The following is a 20,600-nucleotide window of genomic DNA, read 5'->3' as shown; positions in this document are numbered from 1 at the left end:
GGCGGGTGAGACCGTGACGGGCTGCTTCCGCAGCGTGATCCGCTGACCTGACCCGCCATCCCTTCCGGACGGCGCGCCTCCCACCGTGGGGGGCGCGCCGTTCCACCTCCTCTCAACTGTACGTTCTGGTGCTCGCGGCCGGGCAGTGGTTTCATGTGCCGCTGGGTTGAACGCCAGGCGTTCAGTTCATTCTGGTGTCATACGGTGTTGATCCGATTCCAGGGATGCCGGAACCAGCACCGACATCCCTTCTTGGGCAGGACAGCGCCCTGCAGGAAGCGCCCTGCAGGACGCTTGCCCGCTTCCATCTCCTCAACACTGAACTTGCTGGCACTCGCTTCGCTCGGCTGAACTCCAAAAGTTCAGCTCAAAACCGGATCATTCTGTCGGGAGAGCCTTGGGACGGCCTGCCGTGCCTCCAGGCATCTACTGGGGGAGGACGGAGCTGTGGTGGTTGATGATCGTCCATGTCCTGCCGGTCTTCTGGAAGACGAAGTTGAAGCGTGCGGGCAGGCTGACGGTCTTCTCGCCGTCGGTATACGAGAAGGTGTACGTGCCGGAAACGATGGCGGCGTTCCAGGCGATGGGCTGCACGAACTGCGTCTGGGGCTGCACCATGAAGTTCTTGCGGCTGAGCAGGCCGTTGAAGTACTCGGTGCGGCCTTCCTGAGAGTTGATGATCTTGCTGGACACGGTCGGCAGCAGGAGTGCGTTCGGACTGTACAGGTTCACGACGTTGGCCGTCTGGCGGGCGTTGATGGCCTGCGTCCAGGCGAGGTACGCGTCCTGTGCACTTTGGCTGGTGACCTGTGCGGCGGTGCTGGCCTGCTGGGCGGCGGTGAGGCTGCCGCTGCTGAGGGCGGCGGTGAGGGCGAGTACGGTGATGGTGCGGGTCATGGGTGCTCCTTGATGGGTGTGTCTGTCGGGTCATTGGGAGCAGACTGGTCGGATGACCGTGAGGTGGCGTGCCTGTTTCCCAGCGTTCCCGGCCTGTTCTGCCGGGTATGCAGAGGCTAGGGGGTGGGCCCTGTGGCGCGCGTCTGCCGTCGGGGTGTGACCTGTCCCGTGTATGCCGGTCGGCAGAGGATGGCCGGTGACGGTCAGAGTGGCAGGGCGACTGCTGACTTTTGCTCCGGTCGCGGATAGGGTGGGGGGCGGTATGCGTCCTTCCCCGAATGTGTTCGCCTTCCGGTTGCCGGTCCGGTCTGTTTCCCTGCACGCGGTTGGTGTGCCGGGGGGGGTGTGACGCGCGGTCAGCAGACGCAGGGCGCCATGATGGGCGACCTGCGTTCCCTGTACCGCGCGGCGCAGGCGCAGGGCACGCGCTTTCAGCTGCTTCTCGATTTCGGTGAGGTAACCCGTGCGTTCACCGAACCGCTGGACGTGTGGCGTGCCGCTCTGGACGCCGTGTCGCGTCACAGCGCCCTGGAGTGCGGCCGGGCCCTGGAGTGGGGAGCGCTGGCCTGGCAGGTGCGTGCGGTCCTGCCGAGCGGTCCGGGCCCGGAGGTGGTGCCGGACGCGGAGCGGGGCATGGACCGCCCCGCGTTTCAGGTCCTGCCGGACGGGACCGCGCTGCTGAGTGTCCCGGTGGGCGGTGCGGGCGTCCTGCTGTTGTTCACGTCCGGACCGGTCCGTGCACCCGGTCCGGAGGATTTGGCGTGTCTGGGCGTGCTGGGTGCATTTGCGGGTGCGCTCATCACGGCGCTGCAGTGTTCGCGTGATCTCGCGCTGGCGCGGCGGGACGCGGAGTACTGGCGTTCGCGGTTCCTGGCGCAGCAGTTGCCCGGTCAGGCGGGGCTGACCGAGGCGCTCACGCCCAGGGAGCAGCAGGTGCTGACGCTCGTGGCGCGCGGGCACAGCAACCCGGAGATCGCCCGTCAGCTCGGCATTCGGCCCGGCACGGCCAAGATTCATGTGGAGCGCATTCTCGGGAAGCTCGGGGTGTCTGACCGGACGGAGGCGGTCGTGCGCGCCATGACGCTGGGTCTGATCGCCCCGTGACGCGTCCGGGCGTGCGTGCCCGCGTGGCGTCGCTGTGGCTGGATCAGACGTTGGCCGTCAAGGGCCTGATTGCCATGACGTTGCCGCTGCTGGCGCTGCTGGTGTCGCTCGCGGCCCTGCTGGTCGTGAGTGGGCGGGAGGTGACGGCCGAGAACGAGGTGAGGCGCACGCTGCGTCTGCAGTCTGATATCGAGAGCGTCAGCGTGCAGCTGGAGCGCGCCGCGACCGGTGTGCGCGGCTACCTGCTGACGGATGATGTCCGGTTCCTGGCGCCGTACCTGTCGGCCCGTCAGAACCTGCCGGTGATCCTCGCGCGTCTGGACGGCACGGTACGTGACGCCGGGCAGCGGACGCGACTGGAGCGGGTCCGGCGGTTGGTCGGGCAGAAACTCGCTGGTCTGACGGAACTGCGGGACGTGCAGGGCAGCCGCGCGGACATCATCCGGCAGCTGGTGCAGAACAAGGTGCTACTCGACATGCTGCGCGCCGAGCTGCAGGCCATGACGGTCCGCGAGGCGGACCTCGTCGCGGCCCGCACGGCCGACAGTGCGCGCGTCCGGCAGTGGCGGATGCTCGTGCTGATCGGTGCCGCGCTGCTGGGCATCCTGGGCGCGGCGGCGGGCACGCTGCTGTACGCGCGCAGCATCGTGCGGCGCATGCAGGCGCTCCGTGAGGATGCGCGGGCGCTCGCGCTCGGACAGCAGCCCGGTCCGCTGGCATCTGGGCGTGACGAGATCGCGCAGCTGGCCGTGGCGCTGCGTGACACGGGCGTCCTGCTTCGCTCGCGGGAGGACGCGCTGCGGGAGGCGCGGCTGTTCCTGGAGTCGCTGATCTCTTCCGGCCCGATCCTGATGGTCCGCTACGATTCGGCGCGCGGAACGGTGTCGTACCTCAGCCCGAACGCGGGCAGGGAGCTGGGGCTGCCGACGCTGGAGGCGGCCCGTCCCGCGGCGTTGTGGGCGCGCGTGGATCACGCGACGCGCGCGCTCGCCGCTCGGCACGCGCCGCTGCCGCCGCCCGGTGGGACGCTGCTCACCCGGTTTCGTCACGGTGACGGCCGTCCCCGCTGGTTTCAGGCGTCCCTGCTGCCGGACGGTGACGAACTGCTCGTGTACGCGCTGGACGTCACGGAGCGCGAAGAGGCGGCGCGCGCCCTGCTGAACAGCGAGGAGCGCCTGCGGCTGGCCATCGAGGGAGTGCAGGAGTACGGGATTTTCACGCTGGACGCGCAGGGTCGGGTGTCCAGCTGGAATTCCGGCGCGCAACGCATTCACGGGTACGACGCGCCGGACATCCTGGGCCGTTCCCTGGCGACCTTTTACCCGCCAGGCGACCGCAGCGCCGTGCAGGAACGACTGCGGACCGCGCAGCGTGACGGGCGCGTCGCGGATGAGGGAATCCGGGTGCGGCGTGACGGGAGTACCTTCTGGGCGAGCACGGTCCTGACGGCGCTGCACGCTCCTGACGGGACGCTGCGCGGCTTCTCGAAGATCACGCGGGACGTCACCGAACGGCACGCGGCGGAACTGGCAGTGCGGGCCGCCCGTGAGGAGGCCGAACGCGCCAGTCGTGCCAAGAGCGAATTCCTGTCGCGCATGAGCCACGAACTGCGCACGCCGCTGAATGCCGTGCTGGGGTTCGCTCAGCTGCTGCAGCTGCGTGCGGGCGACGCGCAGCAGACGCGGTACGCGGATCAGATCGTGAGGGCCGGACGGCACCTGCTCGGCCTGATCAACGAGGTGCTGGACTTCAGTCGCCTGGAGAGCGGCCACCTCACCCTGAACCCCGAGTCCCTGAGCGTTCCGGACCTGCTGCGGGAGGTGGCCGAACTGGTCGGGCCGTCCGCGCAGGCGAGGCAGGTCACGGTGGTCGTCCCGGGTGGCGGCCCACCCGAGGTGTATGCCGATCGGCAGAGGCTGACGCAGGTGCTGCTGAACCTCACGGACAACGCCGTGAAGTACAACTCGCCCGGTGGCACGGCCGTGCTGGACGCTTCGCTCGCGCCGGACGGCACCGTGACGCTCGGCGTGCACGACTCGGGTCCCGGTCTCACGCCGCAGCAGATCAGTGACCTGTTCACGCCCTTCGACCGGCTCGGCGCGGAGAGCGGTCCGACCGAGGGCACCGGCCTGGGCCTCGCGGTCAGCCGTCACCTCGTCACGGCCATGCACGGTCACATGACCGTGGACAGTACGCCCGGGCGCGGCAGTACCTTCCGCGTCCACCTGCCGTTCCCGCCCTTCCCTCTCCCTGCCGTTCAGGAGGCACCGCATGATCCATGACGCTCCGCAGCACGACACGGCCCGAATTCTCGTGATCGACGATCACGCCCCCAACGTCGAACTGGTCGAGGAGATCCTGAAGACCGAAGGGTACCGGCACGTGACGGGCGTGACGAGCGCCGCGAGCCTTCCTGCACTGCACGCGCAGCACGACCCGGACCTCATCATCCTGGACCTCTGGATGCCCGGCTTCGACGGGTTCGCCGCTCTGGAGCAGCTGCACCGCCGACTGCCGGAAGGAACGTACCTGCCGGTCCTGGTATTGACGGCCGACGCGACGCCCGAGACCCGGCGCCGCGCCCTGGCCCTCGGAGCGCGCGATTTCCTGACCAAGCCCTTTGACGTGTTCGAGCTGCTGATCCGCGTCGCGAACCTCCTGGAGGCGCGGTCACTGTACCTGAAGGTGCAGCAGGCCCGCACGGGCGAGCCACTGCCCTGACCGCGGGCCAACCGGCACACTGAAACTGTCGATCGGGCGGCCGTCTTCACTCGCGTGTGGCGGCCTCCGGTCGGCTGGCGACGCGCCGGCAGATTCACCCCGGATGCGGGTCAGGGTTCGCGGCGTAGACCGGGCGGGCGCATCAGGCGTTCCTCTCCGTCGATCAGGTGCCAGTGCAGCCGGTCTTTTCCTTCGCCTGGCTGGTGGCCCAGGCGGTCGGAGATGGCCTTCACGCAGGCGAGCAGGTCCGGCACCCAGCGGTCCTGGGCCGCCCGACAGGCGGCGGTGGGGGCGCTGACCGTCACGGCGGCGATCACCTCGCCGTTGGCATTGCGGAACGGTGCGGCGAGGGCGCCGCGGCCCGGCAGGAGTTCCTCGTCCTCTACCGCGTACCCGGCCCGGCGGGTCCGGGCGAGTTCTGCCGTCAACGCGTCCGCCGACGTGAGCGTGGTCGGCGTGAAAGGGGAGAGGCCCGCGCCGCAGACGCGCTGTACCTGTTCGGCGCTGCGGTAGGCGAGCATCGCCTTTCCGGCGGCCGCCGCGTACGCGGGAAGGTGCGCGCCGACCGTGTCGTGCGGCGCGCGAGGCCCTGTGCCGGTCACGGCGACGCAGATGGCGTTTCCCCCGTCGAAGGCGCTGAGGGTGACCGTCTGCTGTACGCGCGCGGCCAGCTGTTCCATCTCGTCCTGTGCCACGTGCCGCCAGGGGGTCTGGGCCATCAGGACGGCGTGCAGCGACACGATCATGAAGCCCAGGCGGTAGCGCCCCGTCACCATCCGGTGCACGAGTCCGGTCTCGGTGAGGGTGGCGAGCGCGTCGTGCGCGCTGCCTTTCGAGACGTTCAGTGCACGGGCCACCTGACTGACGCCCCACTCCGGGTTCTCGGCCGTGAAGAGCCGCAGGACCCGCCCGGCTTTTTCCAGCGTGCTCAGCATCGTCCGTCCAGGGTAGCGGATCGCGGCGGCTTCCCTGTCCTGCCGGGTTCCGTTCAGGGCGTGACGTCGATCGCGCGCACGCTCCTCCCCCTATTCGGCCCCCCATTCGGTATGGATGAACGCCTGCCTTGAGTGGCCGCCCTCCACGCGGCAGAGTGGGCGTCAGTTCAGCAGGACCACAACTCCTTCTCTCATTCCTGGAGACCGCATGATGACCCGAACCTCCCGCGTTCCCGTGGGGATCGTCGGTGCCGGCCCTGCCGGTCTGTTCCTCTCCCTGCTGCTGCGCCGCGAAGGCATCGAGTCCGTGGTGCTGGACAGCCGCAGCCGCGCGGAGATCGAAGGCACCATCCGTGCCGGGGTGCTCGAACACTGGACCGCGGACCTCATACGGGACCTCGGCCTGAACGGGCGCATGGACCGGCTGGCGCACCGGCACGGGGGCGTCACCCTGCAGTTCTGCGGCGAGCGGCACCACCTGAACTTCCGTGAACTGACGGACGGCAAGGAGGTGACGGTGTACCCGCAGCACGAGGTGCTGATCGACCTGCTGGCCGCGCTGGACGCGGAGGGCGGGCAGGTGATCTTCGGGGTGCAGGACGTGGCGATGCATGACCTGCGGACGGACCGGCCGCGCCTCACGTTCCGCCGCGCGCCGGACGCCGAGCCGGAGGAACTGCTGTGCGAGTACGTGGCGGGCTGCGACGGCTTTCACGGTCCGGGCCGTCAGGCGATCCCCGTCACGGAGCGGCGCGAGTACACCAAGGTGTACCCCTTCGGGTGGCTGGGCGTGCTGGTCGAGGCGCCCCCGTCGTACCACGAGCTGATCTATGCCAACCACGAGCGCGGGTTCGCGCTGCTCAGCACGCGCACGCCGGAAATTCAGCGGATGTACGTGCAGTGCGGCCCGCACGACCCGCTCGGCGAGTGGCCGGACGACCGCGTGTGGGAGGAACTGCACCGCCGCCTGGACGTGCCCGGGTCGTGCGTCACCGAGGGCCGCATCTTCCAGAAGAACATCGTGCCGCTGCGGAGCTTCGTGTCGGAACCCATGCGGTACGGGCGCCTGTTCCTGGCGGGCGACGCGGCGCACATCGTGCCGCCCACCGGCGCGAAGGGCCTGAACCTCGCGGTGGGTGACGTGGTGCTGCTCAGTCACCTGATGATCCGCGCCATGAGGCACGGCGACCGGGACGCGCTGGACACGTACTCGGCGCGGGCGCTGCGGCGGGTGTGGCGCGCCGAGCGCTTCTCGTGGAGCATGACACGCATGCTGCACCGCGACCCGACCGGGTCGGCGTTCGAGGGGCGGATTCATCTCGCGGAGCTGGACTACCTCGTACATTCGGAGGCCGCGTCCCGCTCGCTGGCCGAGAACTACGTGGGCTTTCCGGTGGAGCTGTGACGACGGCGCGCACGGGAACGGCACGCACGGGACGGCCGGAGCCGTTCGTGCAGGCGGGCGAGCTGACCCTGCACTGCCGTCAGGGCGGCAGGGGAGACCGTACCGTCGTGTTCCTGAACTCGCTGGGCAGCGACCTGAGCATCTGGGACGACGTGGCCGGCACGGTGGCCCCGCACGTCCGGACGGTGCAGTACGACCTGCGCGGGCACGGCCTGTCGGACGCGCCGCCCGCGCCGTACACGGTACGTGACCACAGCCTGGACCTCGCCCGGCTGCTGGACGCGCTGGGCGTGGAGTGCGCGGTTCTGGCGGGCGTGTCGGTGGGCGGCCTGATCGCGCAGGATTTCGCGGCGGCGTTCCCGGAGCGCGTGGATGGCCTCGTGCTGATGGACACGGGCGCGCGCATCGGCACGGCGGAACTGTGGGCGGCGCGCATCGCGGCGGCCGAGGCGGGCGACCTGGGCCGCATCGCGCCCGGCGTGCTCGCCCGCTGGTTCACGCCTGCCTTCATGGCGGCCCGCCCGGCCAGCGCGCGCGGGTACCTGAACATGATGACCCGCACCGCCCCGCAGGGGTACGCGGGCACCTGCGCCGCCCTGCGGGACGCGGACCTGCGCGTGCAGACGGCGGCCCTGACTGTCCCGGCCGTGGTGCTATGCGGCGAGCATGACGAGGCCACCCCGCCGGACCTGAACCGTGAACTGGCGGCCCTGCTGCGCGCGCCCTTCGAATCCGTGCCGGGCGCGGCGCACCTTCCGGGCGTGGAACAGCCGCAGGCCGTCGCCCGGCACCTGCTGGCGTTCCTGGAACGGCTGAACGCACCTGCGTGGCCGGACCGGGTGAGCGCCGGAATGGCCGCGCGCCGCCGCGTGCTGGGGGACGCTCACGTGGACCGCGCGTCGGCGGCCACCACCGACCTCGACCGCGACTTCCAGGCGTTCATCACCGAGTACGCCTGGGGCGGGCCGTGGTCGCGCGGCACGCTGGACACCCACACCCGTCACCTGCTCACCCTGGCCGTCCTGACGGCCCTCCCGCGCGAGCACGAACTGGAGATGCACGTCCGCGCGACCGTGAACACCGGCGTCACGCCCGACGAACTGCGCGAGGTGTTCATGCAGGTCGCCGTGTACGCGGGCGTCCCCGTCGCGAACCGCGCCTTCCAGATCGCCAAACGCGTGCTCGCCGAACCGCGCGCGGAAGGCCCGCACGCCCAGGAGGACAAGCCATGAACCACGAGGAACGCCACCCCAGTCCCGGCGGGGTGCACGCCCCGCACCTGTCGCCCGCGTACGCCAGCAGCGTGAAACGCGCCCCGCACGAACGCCTGATCCCGCTGCCGCACGGCCTGCACGACTTCGGCGCGCCGGTCTTCGGGGCGGGCCGCCTGCAGCCCGGCGATCACGACACGACCGTGAACGCCCGCGTGAACGGCGAGCCGCTCGGGGAGCGCGTCGTGGTGCGCGGGCGGCTGCTCGACCGGCAGGGGCGGCCCGTCCGGGGCGCGCTGATCGAGACGTGGCAGGCGAACGCCGCCGGACGTTACGTGCACGCGCGCGACGACCACGACGCGCCGCTCGACCCGAACTTCACCGGCACGGCCCGCATGCTCACCGACGAGCGCGGCGAGTACGAACTGATCAGCATCCGGCCCGGCGCGTACCCCTGGCGCAACCACCACAACGCCTGGCGGCCCGCGCACATTCACTTCAGCGTGTTCGGCACGAACTTCACGCAGCGGCTCGTGAGCCAGATGTACTTCCCTGGCGATCCGCTCCTCGCGTACGACCCCGTCTACCTGGGGATCCCCGATCCGAAGGGCCGTGATCGGCTCGTCAGCCGCTTCGACCTGAGCCTCACGCGGCCCGGGTGGGCGCTCGGGTACCGGTTCGACATCGTGCTGGGCGGCGATCATGCCACCCCCTTCGAGGATGAGGACCATGACGACTGAACCCCCACCGCTGCCGGAAGACACCTCGAACCTCGCCGGGAACTTCGGCCCGTCGCCCAGCCAGACGGTCGGCCCGTACTTCCATCAGGGCCTCGTGCCCGGCGTTCAGGGCCTGCAGGCCGGACTGGGGCACGTGATGGTCACGCCCGGCAGTCCCGTGCCCGGCGAGCGCGTCACCCTGACGGGACGCGTGCTGGACGGCGACGGCGTCACCATCGAGGACGCGCTGATCGAGGTGTGGCAGGCGGACGCGAACGGCGCGTACCCTGCCCGCGCGGACGCGGACTTCGGCGGGTACGGCCGCGCGCACACCCGCACGCCCCTTCACCGCTACGCGCTGCACACCCTGAAGCCCGGGTCGGCCGCGCCTGGCCTCGCGCCGCGCCTGAACGTCTGGCTCGGCATGCGCGGCCTGCTGACGCACCTCGTGACGGCCGTGTACTTCAGCGACGAGGACAACAGCGGCGACCCCCTGCTGAACGCCGTGCCGGACCACCGCCGCCACACCCTGATCGCCCGGCGTGAGGACACCCCGGACGGCGCGGTCTACCACCTGGACTTCCGCATGCAGGGGCAGGACGAGACGGTGTTCTTCGATGCGTACTGAACGGCCAGGGGCAGCGTGAGTTTCAGTCCGCTGGATTCGGCGCTGTACGGCCCGATGTTCACCACGCCGGACATGACGGCCCTGTTCCGCGACGACGCGCAGCTCGCGCGCATGCTGCAGGTGGAGGTCGCCCTGGCGCGCGTGCAGGCGCGCCTGGGCCTGATCGCGGAACAGGCGGCCGAGCAGATCGCGGCGTCCGCCCTGACCTTCAGCGTGGACCTGCAGCGCCTGCAGCCGGGCCTGCTGCGCGACGGGGTGCCGGTGCCTGCCCTGCTCGGCGAGTGGCGGGCGCAGCTGCCGGAACCGGCCCGCACCGCCCTGCACCGGGGCGCGACGACGCAGGACATCGTGGACACCGCGCTCGTGCTGACCCTACGGGACGCGCACGCGCTGCTGGACGCGGAACTGCACGCCCTGATGACCGTCATGGCGGCCCTCGCGCAGCGGCACCGGCACACCGTGATGGCGGGCCGCACGCACAGCCAGCAGGCGGTTCCCGTCACGTTCGGACTGAAGGTCGCGGGCTGGCTCGCGCCGCTCGTCCGGCACGCCGGTCGCCTCCATGAACTGCGGCCGCGCCTGCTGGTCCTGCAGTTCGGCGGGGCCGCCGGGACCCTGTCGGCCCTGAACGGGGACGGGCTGCGCGTCGCGTCGGCACTTGCCGGGGAACTCGCGCTGGCGGAGGCCCTCATGCCCTGGCACACGCAGCGGGACGCGCTGGCGGAACTGGCGGGCTGGCTGTCCCTGGTGACGGGCGGCCTCGGCAAGGTCGGGCAGGACCTGCTGCTCCTCGCGCAGAGCGAGGTGGCCGAGGTCACGGAGGGCGCCCGCGGCGGGTCCAGCACCATGCCGCAGAAGAGCAACCCCGTCCAGAGCGAACTGCTCGTCGCGGCCGCCCGCATGAACGCCACGCTGCTGCCCGCCCTGCACCACGCCCTCGTTCAGGAACACGAGCGCGGCACGCACGGCTGGCAGCTGGAATGGCTGACGCTGCCGCAGATGCTCGGCCTGACCGCCGGGGCCCTCACCCGGGCCCGGCACCTGCTGGAGGACCTCAACGTGAACACGGCGCACATGCAGGCCACCCTGGACGCGTCGCGCGGCCTGATGCTCGCCGAAGCGTACACCTTCGCCCTCACCCCCCTGATCGGCCGCGCGGACGCTGCCCGCCGCGTGCAGGAGGCCGTGCAGGCCGTCCTGCACCGGCAGGCCCCGACCCTGCAGGACGCGCTCGGGGGACAGGACGGCATTCCGGCCTCCCTCCCACGCCTGAACGAGGTGGACGTCCTCGGGGCGAGCGGCGAACTCATCGACCGTGTGACGGCCGCCCTGGACGCCCTGCAGCGGCAGGCAGGGTGACGGCCGCGCCGTGCCTCACCAGGCCACCCTGCCGTACCGGTCGATCAGGCGTCCGGTCCCGGCGTCCGCCCGCTCGGTCGCGAGGGTCACGATGGCGTCCGTGCCTTCCGTCACGGTCTGCGGGCCACTGTGACCGTTCAGGTCCGTCGCGGTGTACCCGGGGTCCGCCGCGTTGAACCGGATGCCGGGGAAGGCCCGGGCGTACTGGGTGGTCAGCATCGTGACGGCCGCCTTGGAGGCCGTGTACAGCGGCGCGATGACCGTGGACTCGATGCGGTCCTGGTCGTGCGTCACCGCGAAGGACCCCATACCGCTGCTGACGTTGACGACGACCGGGTCGCCGGACCTGCGGAGGAGCGGCAGGAACGCGCCTGTCACGCGGACGATCCCGGCCACGTTCGTTCCGAAGACCTCCATCGCCTGCGCGCCGGTCAGCTGATCGGCAGGAACGTGCGGGCCGATGATGCCGGCGTTGTTGACGAGCACGTCGACGTGTCCCTCGTGCGCCGCGACGTCCTGCGCGGCGCGCGTCACGGAAGCGTCGTCCGCGACGTCGATCTGCACGAACCGCACGCCCAGCGTCTCGGCGGCCGCCTGGCCGCGCGCGGCGTCTCGTGCGCCCAGCAGGACGGTGTGTCCCAGGTCTTTCAGTCGGCGGGCCGTTTCGAAGCCCAGGCCCTTGTTCGCTCCGGTGATGAAGGTGATCGTCATGCGGTCAGTGTGCTCCGGTCCTCCCCGGCTGCCCAGGGAGGGCCTGACCGTAGGACCGTGAGTCCTACCTTCACGCGCGCCCGCTGCAGGCTCTAGCATGACCGGCATGACGGATCAGACGAGTCTCGCGGCGACGCTGCGCGTGTGGCGGGAACGGCTGACGCCCGATCAGGTGGGCCTGCCGTTCAGGGCGGCCCGCCGGACGGCCGGGCTTCGCCGCGAGGACCTCGCCGAACGGGCCGGACTCTCGGTGGATTACGTGACCCGGCTGGAGCAGGGCCGCGCGACCGCGCCGTCCGGTCAGGCGGTGGCCGCGCTTGCCGGTGCCCTGCAGCTCAGCGCGGCCGAACGCGATCACCTGTACCGCCTCACGGGCCTGCGGCCCCCAGGTGACCGGCCCGTGAGCGACCGCATCACGCCCGGCGTGCAGCGCCTGCTGACGCGCCTTGGCGACGTGCCGGTCTCGGTGTTCGCGGCCGACTGGCAGCAGGTGTGGTGGAACGACAGCTGGGCTGCCCTGATCGGCGACCCGGCCGAAGTCGCGCCGGAGGAAAGGAACTTCGCGACGTCACGGTTCCCCGTCCCCGGGTTTCCCGCGCGGGTGGAGGCGTGGCCCGTTCAGGTCGCCGACCTGAACGCTTCGAAGCGTGGCCTCGTCGCGGACCTGCGGCGGGCCAGTGCCCGCTACCCTGGCGACGCTCGCCTGAGCGGCCTGCTGCAGCGCCTGCTCGGCGGAAACCCTGATTTTGCCCGGATGTGGCGCTCCGGGGCCGTCGGTGAGCACAGCGAGGACCGCAAGGTCGTCGAGCACCCGGTTGTCGGTCACGTGCACGTCGACTGCGACGTGCTGACGGCCGGGGACGCGGACCTCAGGATCGTCGCGCTGACGGCCGAGGCGGGCAGCATCGACGCCCGTCTCATCGAGCAGGTCCGGCGCGCCGTTCGTACCGTCACGAAGTGATCCGGTGTTGAGGCGATTCCAGGCATGTCGGGAACGGTGCTGACATCCCTGGAATCGGGCAACGCCGGATCACGGGGAATGGTCATGTCTGTCCCTGCTGCGGTCGTCCATGCAGGGTCGGGACGACCTGGTGGAGGCCCGCTTACCGGAACGCCCGCCACTGCCCCTGGGAGACGACGTCCACCTCGCCGTCCACCACGCGCAGGGCGGTCTGATCGTCGATGGCGTACGCGGGCCCGCCGATGCCGGCCGCCCACTTCTCCGCGTTCACCATCCGGTTCGAGGGGAAGTCCGGGTGGTCGAGGTGAGGGAAGACCGAGAAATCCACGAGACCCAGGGTCCGGTCGTCCCCGTTCGCGCCGGACCACGACACGAACTCCGGGCCGACGCGGGGCGTCAGGACCATGCTCCCGGCACTCACGCCCACCCACACGGTGTCCTGCAGGGTCGGGAACTGCGCGGCCAGACCGGAGACGCGGAGCCAGTGGGCGAGGAAGGTGGCGTCGCCGCCGTCCACGAGCAGGACGTCGGCAGCCTGCACCCACGGCCCCCAGCGTTCAGGGGGGAGTTCCGGCAGGGCGAGGAGTTCCAGCAGCCCCACCGACTGCCATCCCAGGTCGACCATACGGGCCGGACTGCGCCCGGCGACGAAGCGCCAAGCGGTTTCGGGTGTACACCAGGGGTGGCCGTGCTGCGCGGTGGGGATGCACAGGGCGCGGCAGGACTGCAGCGGCCTGCCGAGCATGTCGACGAGGGCCGCATGGATGGCCGCGTTCGTGACGCCGCCGGACGTGAGGAGCAGCTTCACTCGGTCACCGTGGCGGTCCTGCTGGCCGTCCGTTCGGTAAGGTTCCGGCGTAAGGAACGCAGCGTGGGTGCAGGCGGAGACGCGTCCTGTCCTTCCTGATCCGGGTGGCGGTTTCGGAGCGGCAGCAGAGCGTGACGTGGTGACGAGCGGTCAGGGCATGCATCCTGGACCTCAGGGATGCCGGTGGGCGCGTCTCACTGCGGCTGGGGGAGGACATTCATCATCCAGTGGTGTCCGTAGCGGTCGGTGAGCTGACCGAACGTGCCGTTCCAGAAGGATGGGCTGAGCGGGTGGGTGACGGTGCCGCCCTGCGCGAGTGCGTCGAAGACCTGCCGGGCCTGTGCGGGGTCGTGGCTGGTGAGGGCCAGGGTGACGCTGTGGGTGCGGCCCACGTCCTCGGTCATGTCCGAGGCGCTCAGGGTGAGCGGGCCGATGGTGAGGCTGCCGTGCAGAATGTAGTCCTGCATGTGGGCGGGGATCTGCGCGGCGACGGGGGAGTCCGCGACCGGCATGAGGTCGAGGGTGCCTCCCAGGCAGGAGCGGTAGAATTCCAGGGCCTCTCTGGCCTGGCCGTTGAAGCCGAGGTAGGGGTGCAGGGTGAACATGGGAATCCTCCTGGCGGGAAACGGTCCCACCTGAATGTAACGAATCAGACGATCATGGTTAGCCTAATACAGAATGAGGTGCTGCGCAAGTCCCGGCAGCGGAATACCGGAGGTCATACGGTGTCGGGCTGAACCTTTGGAGTTCGGCCGAGCGGAACGCGAAGCCGCCGCCTGGCCGCGAACACCAAACAGTACGGTCTGGAGGAGACGGAAGCGATCAGGCGTCCTGTCAGGCGTTTCGTTATAAACAGACGCGGCTGGCCATCCCACCCCTCCCGATCGTCAATGCCCGGTGACGGTCAGCTGAACGCGGTCGGTGAAGCGCCACTCCGGGGGGGGGGCAGGTGCGCGAGCTGACGGGTCGCAGGTGACCGCTTCAGGAGTCGAAGAACGAGCCGATCAGGGCCGCCCAGAACGCGAACGACAGGAGGCGCAGCAGCCGGTCGGGCCAGCGCGGTCTGGGCGCAGGCCGCTCCGAGGCCGAGGCGTGGGATGTGGCGGGTTCGTGGTGCTCGTCTGTTGTGGGTTTCTGGGTCATCGCGGGGCCTCCAACTTCATGGGCAGTCTTTCGGAGCGGTGTGCGTGCAGGTTCGCTCTGAGCCTGCGCCGCCGACAGGGTGAGGGGTCACGCGTGCGTGATCGGTGTGCCAGACCTCAACGTACCCGGGCGGCAGGGAACACCGTGTGAAAACACAGGCACGCTGCTCGGCGTCCATACCGTCCGGTCACCGGGAGAGTGACGGAGACCGCTCCCTTCGCGGGGTGTCGTACGGGTCTGATCCGATTCCAGGGCAGGGATGCCGGGAACAGCAAAGGCGTCCCCTCCTGGGCAAAACAGCGCCCTGCAGGACGCCTGCCCGCTTTCACCTCCTCGACACCGTACTTGTTGGTGCCCTTATCGCTCGGCTGAACACCAGAAGTTCAGCTCAACACCGTGTCAGGTGCGCTGCCCCCCGGGTCGTGCGACCGGGTGACGCCCATCCTCAAGCACGGAGTTTCCCGCCCCTTTCCCTGGCGCGGCAGTTTCCTTGAGGCGTCAAGGAGGGTGTGTTCGTGAGCTGAGGTCATTCATTCGTTCGCCCACGTCGGAAGTCCGGACCTGCCGGGTCCACGTTCCCAAGTCGTCCCTTTTCAGGAGGAATCCAGATGAACAGAAACAAGCTGACCCTGATGGTGCTGGCCGGCAGTGCCGCACTCGCTTTCATTGCGCTGCCGGCCGCGAGTGCCGCACCGCTGACCGTGACGGTCATCCCGTCCATGCCGGAGCAGGGCATCGTGACGCCCGAGTACAACTGGTACACGGCCGAGAACGTCGTCAACGCCACCAAAAAGGCTGCGGACGCGGTCGCGGCGGCCACCTTCGTGGTCAAGGTCGTGCAGGTCACCTCTCGCGCCACGCCCTACACGGCCGACATCGCCGCCACCATCACGAGTTCGTCGTCCTCTTCGTCCGGTGGGGCGGCACTCAAAGCCAAACGGGACGCGCTCGCCGGATTCGACCGGTGAACTGTCCGGGCCGCACGGCGCGGTCCACGTCTGCGGCGGGATCACGCCGTTCGTTCAGCAGGTAAACGTCTCGTCCTCGCCGGACCCGTTCGGCTCCGGCGGGGCGTCAAGGAGTGACATGAATCAACCGAAACGTCTGGCCGTGATCGTCATGGCTTCGGCCTCCGCACTTGTCGGGCTTGGCCGTGCCGCCGCTTCCGGCGCGTCCCTGCAGCTGGGAGCGCCAACGCAGATCGAGGGAGGCCCCAGCGCCGAGTACGACTGGCACAGTGTCGAGAAGGCCGTGAACGTCACCGCGAAGGCCGCTGCCGTGATCAAGGTGGTGCAGGTGACCCGGGACGTGGTGTGGCTGACGGCGCTGGACCTCAGCAGCAGCAGCTCGTCCTCGGGCGGCGTGCACCGCGTCCGGAACCGGGCCGCTGAGGCCAGGGCAGCGTTCGACTGATTCGCATGTGGGGAGCGAAGCCTGCTCCCCACGCTGGAGAACCCCATGCACAGCGCTCACGTTCCTTTCGGTCCGTCTTCCAGACTCCACCGGGCGGCCTTCTGGCTGCTCACGGTCCTGCTCAGTCTGGCCCTGCTCGTCCACTCCGCTCTCATCCAGATTTCCAACTTCCCCATGACGCCTGTCAAGCTCGACCTTCAGCCGTTGCTCGACCGGTACGTCAGTCCGTACTTCGCTCAGAACTGGAGCTTCTTCGCGCCCACGCCCCTTGATCACAGCCTCTCCATGGTGACCCGCGGCGAGTACCTCTCGCCCGATGGAACGAAGATGCAGACCGGCTGGGTGAACGTCAGTGACCCGCTGTTCACGGCCGTGGGGCGCAACCGCTTCACGCCGCTCGGCATGATCAGCCTGATGCTGTCGAACACGGTGGTTGACTTCAAGAACCAGCTGTCCGGCAAGCAGGACGCCACCTTCAAACGGAACGGCGTGACGTATATCCGCTCCGTGGTCCCCGCGTCCGTGGATCCGCTCGACGCGCAGGTCATGAACCGGACCGGCATGGCCGTCCTGAAGGCCGCCCACCCGGACTACAGGTTCAGCCGGGTTCAGGTCGGCATCGTGGACGACACCTACCCGCGCTTCACCCGCCGCAACGACCCCACGGCCAAACACACCGCGTCGTTCTTCGCGGTGGAATGGCAGCCCGCGCCGGACGTTAAGGGGTTCTGCTGCGTTCAGGTGGACCGCGCGGTCCTCCCCGGGAGGACAAAGTGAACGGCGCCGACGGCATGGCGTCGACCGGGCCACGGCGCGCCCTGCATGCCGCCCAGGCGGCGCTCTCGGTCCCTCACCGCCTGTACGGTGTGGCGCTCCTGCGCGTCGGGCTGAGTGCCGTCGTCCTGGCCATCTACGTGATGCACTTCGCGCAGCGGGCGTTTCTGTGGGGCAGTGACGGGGCATACCCCACCTCCCTGTTCCTCTCGGTGCTGCGGGCGCAGCGCAGCTTCTCGCTGTATGCCTTCTCGGACGCGCCCACCTACCAGCTGCTGGTGTACGTGGCGGGCATGCTCGTGAGTTTCCTGCTGATGGTCGGCTGGAAGTCCCGCCTGAACGCCGTGCTCTTCTACGTGTTCACGTGGTCCCTGTACGCCCGCAACCCGCTGCTGCTCGACGGTGGCGACAACCTGCTGTACATCCTGGCATTCTTCCTGATGTTCACCCGCTGCGGCGAATACCTCTCGATCGACCGTCTCCTGCACGCCGACCGGCCGGCCCGTGACCGTCCGTTCCTGTCCCTGATTCACAACTACGCTCTGGCGGCCATGATCGTTCAGCTCTGCCTGCTGTATTTCACTTCGGCGTTCTACAAGATGCAGGGCCACATGTGGCAGAACGGGACGGCGCTGTACTACGTGCTGAACGTCAACGAGTTCAACCTCACGGCCCTGGGGCACTACCTCTCGAGCAACGCGTACCTGATCGCATTCCTGACGTACTCGGCGATGCTGTTCCAGGCGGCGTATCCCTTCCTGATCTGGCATCCCAGGATCAAGTGGCTGGTCGTGGCGGGCGCGGTGGCGTTTCACCTCGGGATCGCGTACTGCATGGGCCTGGCGTGGTTCTCGCTGGTACTCATCACCGCCGAGTTCCTGATCCTCTCCGACCGGGAGTACCTGGCGTTCCGGCGGTGGGTCACCAGCCTGCGCAGGCCCGCACTCGGCCTGCCCGGAGCGGACGTGCAGGAGCAGGCATGCGACTGATCCATACGCCCGGCCCGCGGGCCACCCTGACGTACGTGTACTGGAACAGTTCTCCGCGTCCGGTGTCGCTGTACCTCGCCGATCCGCCGTGCGGGAACACCCAGCGGGACGTGGGCGTGCTCTCGTGCAACGTGCCCCCGGTCAGCAGGCTGGAACTCGGCGGCAACCGGGTCGGCGTGTACGCCCTGCGGCCCCTGCAGCGTCTCCTGATCACATGGAGCTACACGCCCCTCGAGGTGACGCTGGACGTCGCCGGTGCCTACGGGTGTCCGGAGTCCGGCGTCCTGAGCGACGAGGAACGTGCCAGGTATCTGCGCTCATCGGTGCAGGTGCCGCTCGGCCCGGACATCGTCGCAGCCGCGCACGCCCTGCGCGGCGAGGAGATGGAGGTACTGGGCATCGCCCGCCGGTTCTTCGACGACCTCAGGACCCGTGGACAGTACCTGTACCCGGTGAAGGACCGGGGTGCGGGCCGCATGCAGCAGACGTGGCGCGGCGACTGCGGCCAGTTCTCGCTGCTGTTCGTGGCGTACTGCCGGGCGTGCGGCATCCCGGCCAGGGTGGTCATGGGGACCTTCACCTCGGTGGCGCAGATGTCGCCGCACGTCTGGGCTGAATTCTGGCTGGACGGGGCCGGATGGGTGCCGGTGGATGTCAGCATCGGCGAGGCCCTGACGCACCGGGCCACGCCGGGCAGCCCCGACCCGGGCGTGGTGTTCGGGCACCTGAAGCCCATCCGTTTCGCGTTCAGCACCGACGTGGACCTCCCTGCCCAGGACTGGAACGCGGGCGACCTTCTGCCCGCAGCGGCACGACGTCCGCACCGGAACAGGTGGAGGACCGTGCGGTTCGAGGGCCGCCCGCTCGTGTGGGGCGGCGAGGCGCTCTGCGGGAACGTCCCGTACCTGCAGCCCGCCTACCCGAGGTTCGGTGATCTGCCGTTCCTGGGCGGCGCGTTCCGTCCCTCCCTGATCGGGCACTGGCTTCCCGGGAGCGGGGACGTGCGCCTGTTGCCGCTGCTGGCCTTCCGCGAGTTCAGTCCCCTGCCGCTCATCGTGCTGTCGGTCCTGCTGATCCTGGCGCATGATTTCTTGTCGGGCCGGGCCGCGCAGGTGCTGGTCACGCTGGCGTCCCTGGTGGCCGCGCTGCGGGTGGGTCAGGCGTTGACGCGGGGGTTCGAGGCCAGCCTGGTGCGCGCGCAGCGCTACACCTTCTGGAGCTACGTCGGCATGCTGGCACTGTGGACCGTGCTGTGCTTCTTCGGCGTGCGGGAGGTGTTCCATCTCATCTGACGCTGCCGTACGGCCCTTCAGTCCGGGTGTCCCGCTCGACCTGAACCACCAGGATGGGCGCGCCATGGTCTTGCGCGCTTCGTGGTGTCCGCTGGCGCGTCTCGCGGTCCTGGTGTTCGGCCTGCTGTGCTGCACGTCCGTCCTTGCAGACCCCTCGGCGCCGCAGGCCGCGTCCTCGGCGCGGGAATTCCGTGTGTGGTTCGCGTCGTTTCAGGCGAGCGGCGTGCTCAGCGCCCCGGCAGGCGCTGCAGGTCGGCCTGCCGTGATCCTGCTGCAGGGGTCCGGTCCGACAGACCTGGACGGTTCGGTGTTCGACGTTGACGGTCAGCTCGAGTCGCAGGACCTGCGCGTGCTGAGTGACGGGCTGACCGCGGCGGGCTTCGTGGTGGTGCGGTTCAACAAGCGTTACGTGACCGGGCCGGGGGAGGACACCGCGCCCGGGAGCGCGTCCGTCACCGAAGAAGAGAGCGTGCAGGACGCCGGGACGGTGCTCCGCTGGACGCAGCAGCAGCCGGAGGTCGACCCTGACCGGGTGAGCGTGCTCGGGTGGAGCGAGGGGAGCATCGTGGCGCAGCATCTGGCGCTGCGCCACCGGGAGGTCTGGAGCACGGTGCTGCTGGCCCCCGTCACGCAACCCTGGGCGCAGGTGCTGTGGACGCAGTTCGAGCGTGTCACCCTCCCCGCCCTGACGCGGCTCGCCGACACGGACGGACAGCTGTCCGTGCAGGCTGTGGCAGGCGCGTTCCTGACGCCCGGGGGAGGGAACGTGCTCCGCACCGACGCCGGTCTCCTGCTCGCCGATGACGCCCCGCTGCGCTTCCGCACCGAACTCGGCCTGCCGCAGGACCGCGTTTTCCCCGGTGTCCTGGCAGGACGCGCGCGTCGTCTGTTTCTCGATGTGCCGGAGGTCCTCGGTGTGTACGCGAGCGGTCTCAGTCTCCCGGCCCTGACGCAGCTGCCTCCACCGTCAAGGCCCACCCTGGTGGTTCAGGGCGGGCGGGACGCGCACGTCGATCCGGCGGCGAGCGAACGGTACGCCAGGGCGTCCGGCAGCGACTGGCGGTCCTACCCGGCACTCGGTCACGCCCTCGGCCTGGCCGACGCTCCGGAGTCGGACACGTTGGCGCCCATCCGTCCGGAGGTCGTCGCCGACATCGTGGCGTGGCTGCGCGAGCACTGCACCGGGTGCCGCTGAAGCGTCGTCAGAGGCCGGGTGGCGCCGTCCGCAGGCCCGGCCGGCCGCCCGGTGAACACCTCACCTCCGAATGAACGGAAGCGCGCGCGCCGTGTCTGCGAGGGCCTGCGCACCACCGCGCCGGAACGGCCAGTTCACCGGGTGGGCCGCCAGATCGAACCGCTCCAGGAGCGGAGCCGTCAGGGCACGGTAGCGTGGCCCGTCCCGGCAGGGTGTTGCGCTGGTTCGTCCGTGGTCCCGGTACAGCAGGACGCTGTCGTCCCCCAGGGCATGCGCAAGGTGAACGGTCAGCTGCACCCCGGTCAGGCCGTGCCATTCGAGCGGCAGCGTCCGGA

The 20,600-nt window shown here is 69.8% G+C and carries 21 protein-coding genes; 15 read left to right on the top strand and 6 right to left on the bottom strand.

All coding sequences use genetic code 11. The features are described from left to right. Nucleotides 1-426: 426 nt before the first annotated feature. Entirely contained in the window at nt 427-897 is a 471-nt protein-coding gene (locus tag IEY33_RS05650; protein ID WP_188961277.1) for a DUF4440 domain-containing protein, read from the bottom strand. A 345-nt stretch (nt 898-1,242) separates the two neighbouring features. Between IEY33_RS05650 and IEY33_RS19205 the strand changes: the two genes are divergently transcribed. From IEY33_RS19205 to IEY33_RS05635, 3 genes are read left to right on the top strand one after another with little or no spacing between them, the layout of a single operon-like run. Further along, complete coding sequence (locus IEY33_RS19205) at nt 1,243-2,001, top strand: helix-turn-helix transcriptional regulator (protein ID WP_229670802.1); 759 nt, start codon at nt 1,243-1,245, stop codon at nt 1,999-2,001. Beyond that, nucleotides 1,998-4,283 (top strand): sensor histidine kinase, encoded by a 2,286-nt coding sequence (locus IEY33_RS05640; RefSeq protein WP_188961276.1) that lies wholly within the window; start codon nt 1,998-2,000, stop codon nt 4,281-4,283. The genes IEY33_RS19205 and IEY33_RS05640 overlap by 4 nt, the downstream gene beginning before the upstream one ends. Further along, nucleotides 4,273-4,722, top strand: coding sequence for a response regulator (locus IEY33_RS05635; RefSeq protein ID WP_188961275.1), 450 nt, complete (start codon nt 4,273-4,275; stop codon nt 4,720-4,722). Before IEY33_RS05640 ends, IEY33_RS05635 begins: the two co-directional genes overlap by 11 nt. A gap of 110 nt (nt 4,723-4,832) precedes the next feature. Here IEY33_RS05635 and IEY33_RS05630 read toward each other — a convergent pair whose 3' ends face one another. Further along, a complete protein-coding gene (locus tag IEY33_RS05630) occupies nt 4,833-5,657 on the bottom strand; it encodes an IclR family transcriptional regulator (protein ID WP_188961274.1) in 825 nt (274 codons plus the stop codon). Nucleotides 5,658-5,865: 208 nt separating this feature from the next. Between IEY33_RS05630 and IEY33_RS05625 the strand changes: the two genes are divergently transcribed. Genes IEY33_RS05625 through pcaB form a run of 5 tightly spaced genes read left to right on the top strand, consistent with a single transcriptional unit; the run spans nt 5,866 to nt 10,979 of the window. After that, entirely contained in the window at nt 5,866-7,062 is a 1,197-nt protein-coding gene (locus IEY33_RS05625) for a 4-hydroxybenzoate 3-monooxygenase (protein WP_229670801.1), read from the top strand. Then, on the top strand, nt 7,059-8,294 hold the full coding sequence (gene pcaDC, locus IEY33_RS05620; RefSeq protein ID WP_229670800.1) for a bifunctional 3-oxoadipate enol-lactonase/4-carboxymuconolactone decarboxylase PcaDC: 1,236 nt from the start codon (nt 7,059-7,061) through the stop codon (nt 8,292-8,294). The genes IEY33_RS05625 and pcaDC overlap by 4 nt, the downstream gene beginning before the upstream one ends. Further along, complete coding sequence (pcaH, locus tag IEY33_RS05615) at nt 8,291-9,013, top strand: protocatechuate 3,4-dioxygenase subunit beta (protein ID WP_188961273.1); 723 nt, start codon at nt 8,291-8,293, stop codon at nt 9,011-9,013. The genes pcaDC and pcaH overlap by 4 nt, the downstream gene beginning before the upstream one ends. Next, on the top strand, nt 9,003-9,620 hold the full coding sequence (gene pcaG / locus IEY33_RS05610; RefSeq protein WP_188961272.1) for a protocatechuate 3,4-dioxygenase subunit alpha: 618 nt from the start codon (nt 9,003-9,005) through the stop codon (nt 9,618-9,620). Before pcaH ends, pcaG begins: the two co-directional genes overlap by 11 nt. A 15-nt stretch (nt 9,621-9,635) precedes the next feature. After that, nucleotides 9,636-10,979, top strand: a complete 1,344-nt coding sequence (pcaB, locus tag IEY33_RS05605) for a 3-carboxy-cis,cis-muconate cycloisomerase (RefSeq protein WP_188961271.1) — start codon at nt 9,636-9,638, stop codon at nt 10,977-10,979. A 15-nt stretch (nt 10,980-10,994) separates the two neighbouring features. Here pcaB and IEY33_RS05600 read toward each other — a convergent pair whose 3' ends face one another. Then, nucleotides 10,995-11,690, bottom strand: coding sequence for an SDR family NAD(P)-dependent oxidoreductase (locus IEY33_RS05600; RefSeq protein WP_188961270.1), 696 nt, complete (start codon nt 11,688-11,690; stop codon nt 10,995-10,997). A 106-nt stretch (nt 11,691-11,796) separates the two neighbouring features. On the opposite strand from IEY33_RS05600, the gene IEY33_RS05595 reads away from it, so the two are divergent. Further along, nucleotides 11,797-12,651: a helix-turn-helix transcriptional regulator gene (locus tag IEY33_RS05595; protein WP_229670799.1), complete on the top strand. Its 855-nt coding sequence runs from the start codon at nt 11,797-11,799 to the stop codon at nt 12,649-12,651. A gap of 142 nt (nt 12,652-12,793) precedes the next feature. Here IEY33_RS05595 and IEY33_RS05590 read toward each other — a convergent pair whose 3' ends face one another. The 3 genes from IEY33_RS05590 to IEY33_RS05580 form a co-directional block, all read right to left on the bottom strand. Beyond that, the gene (locus tag IEY33_RS05590; RefSeq protein WP_188961268.1) at nt 12,794-13,459 is read right to left on the bottom strand and encodes a Type 1 glutamine amidotransferase-like domain-containing protein; all 666 of its coding nucleotides are present in this window, start codon (nt 13,457-13,459) and stop codon (nt 12,794-12,796) included. Nucleotides 13,460-13,653: 194 nt separating this feature from the next. Continuing rightward, complete coding sequence (locus tag IEY33_RS05585; protein WP_188961267.1) at nt 13,654-14,064, bottom strand: VOC family protein; 411 nt, start codon at nt 14,062-14,064, stop codon at nt 13,654-13,656. 376 nt (nt 14,065-14,440) lie between these two features. Further along, complete coding sequence (locus IEY33_RS05580) at nt 14,441-14,602, bottom strand: hypothetical protein (RefSeq protein ID WP_188961266.1); 162 nt, start codon at nt 14,600-14,602, stop codon at nt 14,441-14,443. A 608-nt stretch (nt 14,603-15,210) separates the two neighbouring features. Between IEY33_RS05580 and IEY33_RS05575 the strand changes: the two genes are divergently transcribed. The 6 genes from IEY33_RS05575 to IEY33_RS05550 all read left to right on the top strand — a co-directional run bounded on the left by IEY33_RS05575 (nt 15,211) and on the right by IEY33_RS05550 (nt 20,265). Beyond that, on the top strand, nt 15,211-15,570 hold the full coding sequence (locus IEY33_RS05575) for a hypothetical protein (RefSeq protein ID WP_188961265.1): 360 nt from the start codon (nt 15,211-15,213) through the stop codon (nt 15,568-15,570). 118 nt (nt 15,571-15,688) lie between these two features. Next, nucleotides 15,689-16,015, top strand: coding sequence for a hypothetical protein (locus IEY33_RS05570; protein WP_188961264.1), 327 nt, complete (start codon nt 15,689-15,691; stop codon nt 16,013-16,015). Nucleotides 16,016-16,060: 45 nt separating this feature from the next. Then, a complete protein-coding gene (locus tag IEY33_RS05565) occupies nt 16,061-16,792 on the top strand; it encodes a DUF5819 family protein (RefSeq protein WP_188961263.1) in 732 nt (243 codons plus the stop codon). Next, on the top strand, nt 16,789-17,778 hold the full coding sequence (locus tag IEY33_RS05560) for an HTTM domain-containing protein (protein WP_188961262.1): 990 nt from the start codon (nt 16,789-16,791) through the stop codon (nt 17,776-17,778). Before IEY33_RS05565 ends, IEY33_RS05560 begins: the two co-directional genes overlap by 4 nt. Further along, nucleotides 17,769-19,070, top strand: coding sequence for a transglutaminase-like domain-containing protein (locus IEY33_RS05555; RefSeq protein ID WP_188961261.1), 1,302 nt, complete (start codon nt 17,769-17,771; stop codon nt 19,068-19,070). Before IEY33_RS05560 ends, IEY33_RS05555 begins: the two co-directional genes overlap by 10 nt. A gap of 64 nt (nt 19,071-19,134) precedes the next feature. After that, a complete protein-coding gene (locus tag IEY33_RS05550) occupies nt 19,135-20,265 on the top strand; it encodes an alpha/beta hydrolase family protein (protein ID WP_188961260.1) in 1,131 nt (376 codons plus the stop codon). Nucleotides 20,266-20,600: the final 335 nt, after the last annotated feature.

The organism is Deinococcus aquiradiocola, from assembly GCF_014646915.1.
Taxonomy (GTDB): Bacteria; Deinococcota; Deinococci; order Deinococcales; family Deinococcaceae; genus Deinococcus; species Deinococcus aquiradiocola.
The sequence above is the reverse complement of the archived record's forward strand: the minus strand, read 5'-3'. Positions and strand labels throughout refer to the sequence as shown.

Excerpts from the sequence above, each read along its gene's own strand:
- IEY33_RS05650 (WP_188961277.1), bottom strand. The coding sequence starts at position 897 with ATGACCCGCACCATCACCGTACTCGCCCTCACCGCCGCCCTCAGCAGC.
- IEY33_RS05635 (WP_188961275.1), top strand. The coding sequence starts at position 4,273 with ATGATCCATGACGCTCCGCAGCACGACACGGCCCGAATTCTCGTGATC.
- IEY33_RS05630 (WP_188961274.1), bottom strand. The coding sequence starts at position 5,657 with ATGCTGAGCACGCTGGAAAAAGCCGGGCGGGTCCTGCGGCTCTTCACG.
- IEY33_RS05625 (WP_229670801.1), top strand. The coding sequence starts at position 5,866 with ATGATGACCCGAACCTCCCGCGTTCCCGTGGGGATCGTCGGTGCCGGC.
- pcaH (WP_188961273.1), top strand. The coding sequence starts at position 8,291 with ATGAACCACGAGGAACGCCACCCCAGTCCCGGCGGGGTGCACGCCCCG.
- pcaG (WP_188961272.1), top strand. The coding sequence starts at position 9,003 with ATGACGACTGAACCCCCACCGCTGCCGGAAGACACCTCGAACCTCGCC.
- IEY33_RS05600 (WP_188961270.1), bottom strand. The coding sequence starts at position 11,690 with ATGACGATCACCTTCATCACCGGAGCGAACAAGGGCCTGGGCTTCGAA.
- IEY33_RS05595 (WP_229670799.1), top strand. The coding sequence starts at position 11,797 with ATGACGGATCAGACGAGTCTCGCGGCGACGCTGCGCGTGTGGCGGGAA.
- IEY33_RS05585 (WP_188961267.1), bottom strand. The coding sequence starts at position 14,064 with ATGTTCACCCTGCACCCCTACCTCGGCTTCAACGGCCAGGCCAGAGAG.
- IEY33_RS05580 (WP_188961266.1), bottom strand. The coding sequence starts at position 14,602 with ATGACCCAGAAACCCACAACAGACGAGCACCACGAACCCGCCACATCC.
- IEY33_RS05575 (WP_188961265.1), top strand. The coding sequence starts at position 15,211 with ATGAACAGAAACAAGCTGACCCTGATGGTGCTGGCCGGCAGTGCCGCA.
- IEY33_RS05570 (WP_188961264.1), top strand. The coding sequence starts at position 15,689 with ATGAATCAACCGAAACGTCTGGCCGTGATCGTCATGGCTTCGGCCTCC.
- IEY33_RS05565 (WP_188961263.1), top strand. The coding sequence starts at position 16,061 with ATGCACAGCGCTCACGTTCCTTTCGGTCCGTCTTCCAGACTCCACCGG.
- IEY33_RS05555 (WP_188961261.1), top strand. The coding sequence starts at position 17,769 with ATGCGACTGATCCATACGCCCGGCCCGCGGGCCACCCTGACGTACGTG.
- IEY33_RS05550 (WP_188961260.1), top strand. The coding sequence starts at position 19,135 with ATGGTCTTGCGCGCTTCGTGGTGTCCGCTGGCGCGTCTCGCGGTCCTG.